This window comes from Xenococcus sp. PCC 7305 (assembly GCF_000332055.1).
Classification (GTDB): domain Bacteria; phylum Cyanobacteriota; class Cyanobacteriia; order Cyanobacteriales; family Xenococcaceae; genus Xenococcus.
The window spans coordinates 1-2074 of record NZ_ALVZ01000089.1; the positions used below are offsets into that span (position 1 = coordinate 1).

General features: G+C 36.7%; 1 protein-coding gene and 1 CRISPR repeat array. The gene reads right to left on the reverse strand.

Going from position 1 to position 2074, the window contains the following annotated elements; translation table 11 throughout:
• Positions 1 to 216 precede the first annotated feature (216 nt).
• The gene (gene cas1 / locus XEN7305_RS03320) at positions 217 to 1221 is read right to left on the reverse strand and encodes a CRISPR-associated endonuclease Cas1 (RefSeq protein ID WP_083889295.1); all 1005 of its coding nucleotides are present in this window, start codon (positions 1219 to 1221) and stop codon (positions 217 to 219) included.
• Between the two features lie 268 nt (positions 1222 to 1489).
• A CRISPR array of direct repeats spans positions 1490 to 2042; the repeat unit is 35 nt; unit sequence CTTTCCTCTTAGTAGGAAATTAATAGAATGGAAAC.
• The last annotated feature ends 32 nt before the right edge of the window (positions 2043 to 2074 follow it).

Consider the following 2074-nt stretch of genomic DNA (forward strand, 5'->3'; position numbering starts at 1 on the left):
TGTTGTGTCAATGCTTTTCTTTCCTCTTAGTAGGAAACTAATAGAAAAACTCTCAAAATACAAAAAAATCATATTTCGAGAGTTTTTCTATTCCTAAAAGGTAGATTTTCTTCCTTGCTCTTTTTCACTGGTGCCCCAATAAGGGGGCGAGTTAAACTAAGCCGAAGGGTCGCCCCCAATAACTATCATTAGTAAATTTTTGAGCCACTAAACTTACTACTTCTGCCATAGCATCGGCTGATAGTTTTCACTTTTCCCCATTAAGCATGATATGTATTCTTTAACTTGTAGTTTTAAGCAAGTTCGCAAAGTAACTTTCCTTTGAGTTGGAGGATGGGTAAGTTCTGTTGAGAGTTTTTCAGACCAATATTTGAGAAACTTTTTTAATGACTCCTGTTTTAGGTACACTGCGCCTTTTTCGTCAGGTAAAGTAAAATCTTCTTGGGAAAAGATCTTTTTGTTGACGAAATAAACTATTAAAGAATCTACTATCTGAGCGCGAAACTCTTCCATTAGATCTAAAACTAAAGCAGGATGATGATTTCTGGGAGTATGAAGATTTCCGTAATCTGTATGAAGTCCTGCTAACTGTATCGTAGAGATCAGCTCTTGACATAAAAGAGTGTAACCAAAACCCAATAAGCTATTGATCGGATCTTTCGGAGGACGCAAAGTTCTTTGGTTAAAGGAGAATTCTCCTTTAAATAACTTACTTAATCCCTGAAAATAGATCCTGGCTCCTTTACCTTCATAGCCTCTTAATGATGCTAGCGGCGGATGAACATCTAGACATTTAATAATTTTCTTGAGTTCTGTGATTGTTTTGTTTGTTACTTCATTAGGACGTCGGCGATTAATCCGCATTAATAGAATTCGCGCATTTCGCAGTTTAGCTCGAACAATAATTTCAGCCTGTTGACGAACAAAATTTTCATTTTCGGCTCTCCTAACTTGTTCTGTTAGATAGGTAACCTTTGATTGTGTTTTTGATTCTAGGCATCCTAAGTAGTATCCTTGAGACGAGTAGTAAATTATGGGAATTTTTCGAAATAAAGCTGTTTGTACTGCACCATGAGATAAATGACAGTATCCAAAAAGAATAATATTGGTCACTTCTCTGACAGGAACTTGGAACAAAAGTTTTTTTTGCTGTAAAACCTGAAATTTTTGATGCTGTACTTTGAGATAAGAACCATATTCTAAGACATATATAGTGGCCATATTGGAGAAAAAATAGATGAGAGTAATTTTTAAACATATTTTTCCATCGCAATGGAAGAGGGCTATTCCTAACAGTTTGTGGGGGATATACTCAATCGCTAGAAGCCCGATTATTAGGTTGACCCCCGTCGATGCTTTATGAGGTAAGGGTTTCAGTCGATTCATCTCAAGCTTATTAAGAAGTATTCTTAATTATTCCTATGGTTTGTTTCAGCCCGCGAAAATTCTGTGTACAATCTCTCTATGAGCGTGGTTTTTCAGAAACAGTCTTTCCTCTTAGTAGGAAATTAATAGAATGGAAACGCAAGAGCTACAATAGCTCTGCCCTGGGGATCTTTTGTTGCTTTCCTCTTAGTAGGAAATTAATAGAATGGAAACTATAGGCGTCACCACCTGATAACACGGCCATCCGGATTCTTTCCTCTTAGTAGGAAATTAATAGAATGGAAACTTACGGTAACGCCTGCACTCACAGCATCAATTGTTAATCTTTCCTCTTAGTAGGAAATTAATAGAATGGAAACTTCAGCCTTTTCACTGTTGACATTTTTCCAAATCTGCATGCTTTCCTCTTAGTAGGAAATTAATAGAATGGAAACAGAGATTGTTTCACTCTCAGAATCGATTTCAACGATCTTTCCTCTTAGTAGGAAATTAATAGAATGGAAACGAGGAGCGGGGGTCAGTCAGGGAGATAGGCTAAGCTAAATCCTTTCCTCTTAGTAGGAAATTAATAGAATGGAAACCAAATCAGCCATTTTTTTTAACATTGGATATATAGTCCCGCTTTCCTCTTAGTAGGAAATTAATAGAATGGAAACAAAAATATTGCCATCCCGAATGCTGAGAGCAG